Origin of the sequence: Azospirillum sp. (assembly GCF_035627195.1) — a bacterium.
Classification (GTDB): domain Bacteria; phylum Pseudomonadota; class Alphaproteobacteria; order Azospirillales; family Azospirillaceae; genus Azospirillum.
Window position 1 is genome coordinate 19938 of record NZ_DASPMG010000079.1, and the last position, 8147, is coordinate 28084.

Annotated in this window: 4 protein-coding genes and 1 pseudogene; 2 read left to right on the top strand and 3 right to left on the bottom strand. The window is 72.3% G+C overall.

The genetic code is table 11. The annotated features are described in order from the left end of the window. Positions 1 to 65: 65 nt before the first annotated feature. Positions 66 to 3473, top strand: coding sequence for a DEAD/DEAH box helicase (locus VED21_RS06750; protein ID WP_324881559.1), 3408 nt, complete (start codon positions 66 to 68; stop codon positions 3471 to 3473). A gap of 124 nt (positions 3474 to 3597) precedes the next feature. On the opposite strand, the gene VED21_RS06755 is transcribed toward VED21_RS06750, so the two are convergent. Beyond that, the gene (locus tag VED21_RS06755) at positions 3598 to 4629 is read right to left on the bottom strand and encodes a lysophospholipase (RefSeq protein ID WP_324881560.1); all 1032 of its coding nucleotides are present in this window, start codon (positions 4627 to 4629) and stop codon (positions 3598 to 3600) included. After that, positions 4616 to 5614 (bottom strand): ABC transporter ATP-binding protein, encoded by a 999-nt coding sequence (locus tag VED21_RS06760; RefSeq protein ID WP_324881561.1) that lies wholly within the window; start codon positions 5612 to 5614, stop codon positions 4616 to 4618. Before VED21_RS06760 ends, VED21_RS06755 begins: the two co-directional genes overlap by 14 nt. Positions 5615 to 5790: 176 nt before the next feature. On the opposite strand from VED21_RS06760, the gene VED21_RS06765 reads away from it, so the two are divergent. After that, a complete protein-coding gene (locus VED21_RS06765; protein ID WP_414638158.1) occupies positions 5791 to 5979 on the top strand; it encodes a zinc-finger domain-containing protein in 189 nt (62 codons plus the stop codon). Positions 5980 to 6240: 261 nt separating this feature from the next. On the opposite strand, the pseudogene VED21_RS06770 reads toward VED21_RS06765, so the two are convergent. Continuing rightward, positions 6241 to 8147 (bottom strand): annotated as a pseudogene (locus VED21_RS06770) (hypothetical protein); the annotation flags it as partial.

An 8147-nucleotide genomic window follows, 5' to 3' on the forward strand; every position in this document is an offset into this window, starting at 1 on the left:
TGACGCAGGCCCGCCAAACCCTGCTATGGTCCGCCCCCCTTTTCGCAGCGCGTCATACCCGCCCCATGTCCATGCCTTCGGAGGATCTGTTCGGTGCCGCCGCACCGGCCTGCGTGCCCTTCGCGCAGGAGGATCTGGCCCGCGTCTTCGACCTGAAGACGGTGCAGCGCGGCCGCACGCTGGTGCTGACCGGCGCCGTGCGCCTGCGCGGCGAGGCGACTCAAGTCCCGACTCGGATCGAGGCGATGGTGACCGACCTGGGCCGCGAGCTGGCGGTGACGGTGGTGCCGGTGCAGCGCGGCCGGCGCATCAGCTTCGACCGCCGCTGCACCTGCGGCCGGCCGGCCTGCGCCCACATGGCGGCGGCGGCCATGCTGGCGCTGGACACAAGGCCGGAATGGCGGCGCACCTCGCTGCTGGACCTGATGGAGGGCGACAAGCCCCCCGCTCCTTCGGCGGGAGAGGGGAAGGGGGAGAGGGGGATCGCGGCCGGCAGGCCGGAGAAGGCCCTTTCGCTGCCCCCTCACCCCAACCCCTCTCCCGCGAGGGGAGAGGGGCTATTCGCGCTGCAAAAGCGGCCTTTGCCGTCAGCGCCCCCGCCCAAACCCGACCCCGCCCTGCTCGCCCACTGGACCCTCGAACCCGGGCGCGACGACGTGGCGCTGTACGTCTCCGCGTGCCTGATCCCCGCCACCGGCGGCGATCCGGAACCGGCGACGCCGCGCGAGGTGATCGCCCGCGCGGCGCGCGACGCGGCCGGCGAGGCGGACCGCGCGGTCGCCCGGCTGCTGGGGGCCGGCGGGGTCGTCCGCTCCCCCGTGCCGAAGGGTCGGGCGGAGGCGGTGGACCGCATCCTGCACAAGCTGCTGGCGACCGGCCGGCTGCGCTGGCACACCGGCGCGGCGCTCACCGAAGGGCCGCGCCGCACGCTGCGCGCCTTCCGCGATCCGGCGACGCGCAAGCTGCGCCCCACCGGCATGCCGGAGGGCGGCGCGCTGATCCGCGGTTCCGGCTGGTGGTGCGTCGATCCGGGTGCGGGGCAGATCTGCCCGACCGAGATGCAGATCGTCGAGGCGCGCAAGCCCGTCGTTGCGGCGGCCCCCACCCCTGCCCGGCGCGAGCCGGTGCGGGCATTGCCGCCCACCCTGCCCGCCGGCCGGGTGCCCAACCAGTCGCTGATGCAGCCGCGCGCCTCCGACACGGCGGCGATCACCGAGCGCACGCCGGTGATCGTGGTGCGGCTGGGCCGCGTGGTGACGCCGTCCGACGGGCTGGTGGACGTGCTGCGCCTCGCCTTCGACTACGGCGAGCCCGGCGTCCCGGCGGAGATCGAGCCGGACGACCAGCGCCAGTTCGCCCGCACGGAGGACGCGGACGGCACCGTCACCTTCGTGCGCCGCGACAAGGCGGCCGAGCAGGCGGCCATGCATCGTCTCGCCCAGCTGGGCTTCGGCCAGGGCCGGGTCGAGCCGCCGAAGGGCGTTCTGGAGGCGCGCGCCACGCGCGTGCACTGGTTCACCGGCCGCGACGCCGCCGAGCGCTGGCAGGACGTGCTGTCCACCCACGTCCCGGCGTGGCGCGCCGACGGCTGGACGGTCGAAGTCGGCTCCGACTTCGGCACCCGCGTCGTCGAGCCGGGGAGTGCCGTGGAGGTCGCCGTGCGCGACGCCGGGGACGGCTGGTTCGACCTGGACGTCGGCGTCGAGATCGACGGGGAGCGCCGGCCGCTGCTGCCCATCCTGGCCAAGCTGGTGGATCGCGGCGGCATGGCGGCGGCGCGCGTCATCGACGGGCGCGCCCACATCGTGCTGGACGACGGCAGCGTGCTGGCCCTGCCCGCCGACCGGGTGGAACGGCTGCTGAGCGTGCTGGAGGCCATGCTGGACGGTGCCCGGCGCGTCGACGACCGCATCGAGGTGCCGATCGGCGAGGCCGACACGCTGCTGGACATCGACGACCTGATCGCCCGGCGCCTGGGCGAGACGGCGCAGATCGACGCCTTCCTCACCCGCCTGCGCGAGGACGCGGCCCTGCCCGAGGTCGCCATCCCGCCCGGCTTCACGGCGGAGCTGCGCGATTACCAGCACACCGGCGTGTCGTGGCTTCAGGGGCTGCGCGCCGGCAGCGTCGCCGGCATCCTGGCCGACGACATGGGCCTGGGCAAGACCGCCCAGACGCTGGCCCACATCGCCGTGGAGCACGCGGCCGGCCGGCTGACCGACCCGGCGCTGGTGGTGGTGCCGACCAGCCTCGTGCCCAACTGGGTGGACGAGGCGCGGCGCTTCGTGCCGCACCTGCGCGTCCTGGTGCTGCACGGGCTGGACCGGCACGAGAAGCGCGGCGAGGTGGAGCGGGCGCACATCGTCGTCACCACCTATGGCGTCATCGCCCGCGACGTGGAGCTGATGAAGCCCATGCCCTGGCACCTGCTGGTGCTGGACGAGGCGCAGGCGATCAAGAACCCCGACGGCAAGGCGACCCGCGCCGTGTGCCAGCTGCAGGCCCGCCACCGCCTGTGCCTGTCCGGCACGCCGGTGGAGAACAATTTGGGCGAGCTGTGGAGCCAGTTCGCCTTCCTGATGCCCGGCCTGCTGGGCGACCGCAAGACGTTCCAGAAGCGTTTCCGCACGCCCATCGAGAAGCGCGGCGACGCCACCCGCGCCAACCTGCTGATGCGCCGCATCCGCCCCTTCCTGTTGCGCCGGACCAAGGCCGACGTGGCGAAGGAGCTGCCGCCGAAGACCGAGGTGGTGCGCCGCATCGACCTCGACCCCGGCCAGCGCGACCTGTACGAGACCATCCGGCTTTCGGTGCACGAGAAGGTGCGCGCGGCCATCGCCGCCAGCGGCCTGTCGCGCAACGCCATCACCGTCATCGACGCGCTGCTGAAGCTGCGGCAGGTGTGCTGCGACCCGCGCCTGATGAAGACGGCCGGCGCCGGCCGGGGTGCCAAAAGCGCCAAGCTGGAAAGCCTGATCGCCATGCTGCGCGAGATGGTGCCGGAGGGGCGGCGGGTTCTGGTGTTCTCGCAGTTCACCACCATGCTCGACCTCATCAAGGTGGAGCTGGAGGCGGCCGGCATCGCGTACGTGGAGCTGACCGGCCGCACGCTGGACCGGGCCGAGCCGGTGCGCCGCTTCCAGGCGGGCGAGGTGCCGGTGTTCCTGATCAGCCTGAAGGCCGGCGGGCGCGGCCTGAACCTGACGGCGGCCGACACGGTGATCCACTACGACCCCTGGTGGAACCCGGCGGCGGAGGACCAGGCGACCGACCGCGCCTACCGCATCGGCCAGGACAAGCCGGTGTTCGTCTACAAGCTGATCGCCGCCGGCACGGTGGAGGAGCGCATCCTCGACCTCCAGCGCCGCAAGGGCAGCCTCAGCGCCGCCACCATCGAAGGCACCGGCAGCCTGACCGGCGCCCTGGACGGCGGCGACATCGACTACCTGTTCGAGCGCGCGGAAGAGGCGTGACGGGCGGCCCTGGGCATTCCATCACCGTCATGGCCGGGCCCAGTCCCGGCCACCCACGCACCTTGGATCGGTCGGAGTGCGTGGGTGCCCGGGACAAGCCCGGGCATGACGATGTGTGGATTGTTTACTTCGCCGCGACCAGCGCCCTTGGGCCCCGGTCGGCGCCGCTGGCGAGCGGGGTGCCGGGGTGGTGGATCCACGACGCGATGTCGGCCAGGACCGTCTTGCCCTCCAGGTCGCGCAGCAGCATGTGGTAGCCCTTCGGGTAGACGGCCACCACGTGCCGGCCGCTGTCCTCGAAGGTCTTGATGGCGCGCATCACCGGGCGCGGCGGCAGCACCTGCTCGTTGGCGCCGTACAGCACCATGGACGGCACCTGCAGCTTGCCGCACGACGCCAGCGCGCGGTCCATCAGGTCGGTCAGGCCGTTGATGGCGTCCACCCGCGTGCCCTTGATGACCAGGGGGTCGCGGCCCAGCGCGCGCAGCATCTCGATGTTGTCGGACGGCTGGATCTTCAGCTCCCGCGGTGCCGTCATGGTCATGCCGGGCACGAGGTTGTAGGCCAGCCACAGCGCCGTGCGCGGGAAGAACCCCATGGTCTCCCGCCCCCACACGGCCGGGGCCACCAGGACGGCGCCCTCCACCTTGGGCGCGTCGCGGTCGGTCAGCGTGGCCAGCACCACGGCCCCGCCCATGCTCTCGCCCATCAGGTAGACGGGCGCGCCGGGGTGGGCGGCGCGCACCACCTGCACCGCCGCCTTCAGGTCGGAGACCAACGTGTCGGTGCCCGGCCAGATGCCGCGCTCCTTCGTCTTGCCGAAGCCGCGCTGGTCGTAGGCGTAGACGGCGATGCCGTTCTCCGCCAGATACTTGCCGGCGCCGTCGAAGGCGTTGGAATAGTCGTTGAAGCCGTGCAGCGCGACGATCGCCGCCTTGGCCGTCCCGTCCGCCGGCTGCCAGATGCGCAGCGGCAGCTCGAACCCGTCGCCGGCCACCAGGGCGGCCCCGGTCAGGCGCGGTTCCGCCACCACCGGCCCCATGGGCTGGTAGACCGCGGCGCAGGCGCTCAGCGTCAGCGCCAGCCCCAGCCCGGCGCCCAGCCGGGCCAGCCGGCGCCCCCAGCCACGCAGCGCCCCCCGCTCAAGCAGCGCCACGTGCCAGCTCCTCCGTGTGGGCGCCGGCGGTGAGCTGGAGGAAGATGTCCTCCAGGTCCGACTCCTCGGTGGACAGGTCGACGATGGACAGGCCGGCGGCGGCCACCGCCGCCAGGATGCCGTCCACCTTCTGCCGGCTGGGCTGATAGCGCACCACCAGCTGCCGCGGCTCCGCCAGTTCGGCGGTGAAGGCGGCCAGCGCGTCCGGCACCGCCGTCAGGTCGCGGTCGACGGTCAGGCTCAGCGCCTTGTTGTCGACGCGGCCCAGCAGCGCGCGCTTGGGCTCGCACGCCACCACCGTGCCGTGGTTGATGATGGCGATGGTGTCGCACAGCTCCTCCGCCTCCTGGAGGTAGTGCGTGGTCAGCAGCACCGTGGTGCCGGCGCGGTTCAGCTTGCGCACGTGCTCCCACAGCAGGCGGCGCAGCTCGATGTCCACGCCGGCCGTCGGCTCGTCCAGCACCAGCACGGGGGGCGTGTGCACCATGGCCTTGGCCACCATCAGGCGCCGCTTCATGCCGCCCGACAGGGTGCGGGCATAGGCGTTGGCCTTGTCGGCCAGCCCCACCGCCTCCAGCAGTTCGTCCGTGCGGCGCTGGCCCCTGGGCACGCCGTACAGGCCGGCCTGCAGCTCCAGCATCTCGCGCGGCGTGAAGAACGGGTCCATGTTCAGTTCCTGCGGCACCACGCCGATCGACGCCCGCGCCTGGCGCGGATGGGCGTCGATGTCGGTGCCCCAGATGCTGACGTGGCCGTCGGTCTTGTTGACCAGCCCGGCGAGGATGTTGATGAGGGTCGACTTGCCCGCCCCGTTGGGACCCAGCAGCCCGAACAGCGACCCGCGCGGGATGACGAGGTCGATCCCCTTCAGCGCGTGCTTCGGCCCGCTCCGTCCGGAGCCCTTGTAGACCTTGTTCAGACCCCGGACCTCGACGGCGGACGCCGGAAGAGTGACGGGAGTGACGGCGGCGGCGTGCGCAACCATGGCGTCGGGTCTCACCTGGGTGTGTTTAAACTGGTGCGTGTTTCAAGCTGGCGTGTGTTTCAAGCTGGCTCGTGTCTCAAGCCCGTTGATCGGCGCCGCGCAATGGGTATCATCGCGGCGCTTCCCGGTGCCTATCCTAATCGTGCATCGTCCGGGAGTGTGTGTCAAAACGGAGGATGACTGCCATGCAGCCCATCGAAACGATTGAGGTCGTGACCGGAACGGTCGGTTGCGACGGCGGCGGCGGGGCGCTGGGCCATCCGCTCGTCTACCTGACGCTCGGCAAGGACGGGCGGGTGGAATGCCCGTACTGCTCGCGCCGCTACGTGCTGAAGGAAGGCGCCAAGGTCGGTCACGGCCATTGATCCGGGGCCACTGATCCTGCCCCTGATCCTAAGGCCAGCACCTTAGGAACAATGCCGGCCGGGCACTGCCTTCGGAACAGGGCCTTCGGAACAGGGAAACGGCGCGCGTGCGCGCCGGTTTTCGGGGTGACGGGCGCCGTCGATGCCGCGTCGGCTTCCGTCCCCGTCCGCCCCGTCGGACGGGTTTCCCCCGGGGGTGCGCATCCCCTCGCACCCATCCCACCGCACCTCCGGGGGGTTCTTTCACCGGTTTTCAAACGCTCAGAACAGCCAGCGCGACGCCTCGGGGAAGATGCCCAGGATGGCCTGCTGCGCGTTGGCGGCAAGGCTCTGCCGCGTTTCGCCGATCTGCTCGCGGGTTTCGCTGAACAGCGACTGCGGCCCCTGCTGGGCGCGGTCGGCCTTGGTCAGGCGGATGGCGCCCTCGGCCAGGATGGAGCTGAAACCGTTGGTGAAGCTCTCGCGCGTGCGGACGATCGTCATGTTGGCGTCGATCGTCTGGTTCGCCGCCTCCAGGTTCTGCTCGGCGAAGCCCAGCTGCGCCATCGCCTTGTCGACGTCGCGGCGGTCGGCCCAGTCGTTCTGCGCATAGTCCAGCCGCAGCCCGTCGCCGCCGGTCGACACGTTCAGCACCGGCAGTTCCAGCGTGTTGGTGGCGCGCTCGCTGAGCGGCACGACGCGGCCCTGGCCGGCGTCGGCGTCGGCCACCTTGATGGTGAACAGCGTGCCCTCGGCGCTGGCCGAGGCCGCCTGCTGGATGATCCGTGGGTCGACGGTCAGGCGCACCGTGCCGCTGTCGAAGGCGAAGGCGTTCTCCCCCTCCGCCAGCCGGGATTCGCCGAAGGTGTTGGCGGCCGAGCGCTCCACCACCGTCCCCGCCAGGTTGGTGGCGGAGATCGACAGGTCGACGAACTTCTCGATGCTGGAGTCCCCGGCGGCGGCCGACCCCAGCGCCTCCAGCTTCGCGCGGTCGATGGTCAGCGACACCACCGTGCCCGACGAGAACACCGCCATGATGTCGGCCTTGCCGCCGGTCTGGCCGCCGGTCTGGCCGGTGCCGGGCGTGGTGGGCGGCGTCACCGGCGGAGGGGGCGGAGGGGGTGGGGGTGGCGGCGGGGGCGGGTCGGCCGGCTTGGGCGCGGTCACCGAGAAGCTGCCGTCCTTGGCGGCACCCACGGTGTAGCCGGACGAACCCAGCGCCTCGGCGACCATGCCCTGGAGCGCGGAGGCGACGTTCTGCCGCCGCTCCTCGGCGTCGGCGCCGCGCAGGTCGTCCTTGGTGACGGTGTAGCGGAACTCCTGCCCGCCCGCGCTGATCGTGTAGGTTTCGCCCCAGCGCACGTCGCCGGCGATGGCGATGGTGTCCACCGACGGCTGGCCGGCGCCGGTGGTGGTGTGTGTGGTGGCGACCTCGCCGTCGCGGATGCGTCCGCCGTGCCCCCAGCCCCAACCCCAGCCGCGCCCGTCCCTGTCGCGGTCGTCCCAGCCGTAGTGGTTGCCCTGCCCGCCCCGGTTGCCGTGCTCGCCGGCCCGGCCGGGCCAGGACGCGGAGTCGGCGGACGCTGCCGATCGGGCGCCGGGCGGCAGCGGGTGCGTCACCGTGAAGGCGCCGTCCTTCGCCTCGCCCACCGCGAAGCCCTGCTCGCCCAGCGCCTCGGCCACCTGCTTCTGCAGGGCGGTGGCGACGTTCTGCCGGCGCTCCTCCGGCTTCAGGCCCTGCACGTCGTCCTTGGTGGCGGTGTAGCTAAACTCCCGCCCGGCGACCGTTATGGTGACCTTCTGGCCGTGGCTGATGTTGCCGCCCAGCACGACGGTGTCGACCACCGGCTTCGGCGGCTCGGGCGGCTTGGGCGGCGGCGGTGCCGAACCCATCGGGTAGGTCACCGAGAAGGCGCCGTCCTTGGCCGCCCCCACGGCGTAGCCCTGCGCGCCCAGCGCGTCCGCCACCTGGCTTTGCAGGGCCGAGGCGACGTTCTGCCGGCGCCCTTCCGCGTCGTATCCCCAGATGTCGGCGCGGGTGGCGGTGTAGGAGAACTCCTGCCCGGCCACCGTGATCTTCGTCGTCTCGCCGACGCCGATGGTGCCGGACAGGCTGAAGGTGTCGACGCGCGGGGCCGGCGGCGGGGGTGGCGGCTGCGTGGGTGGCTGGGTGGGTGGCTGCGTGGGCG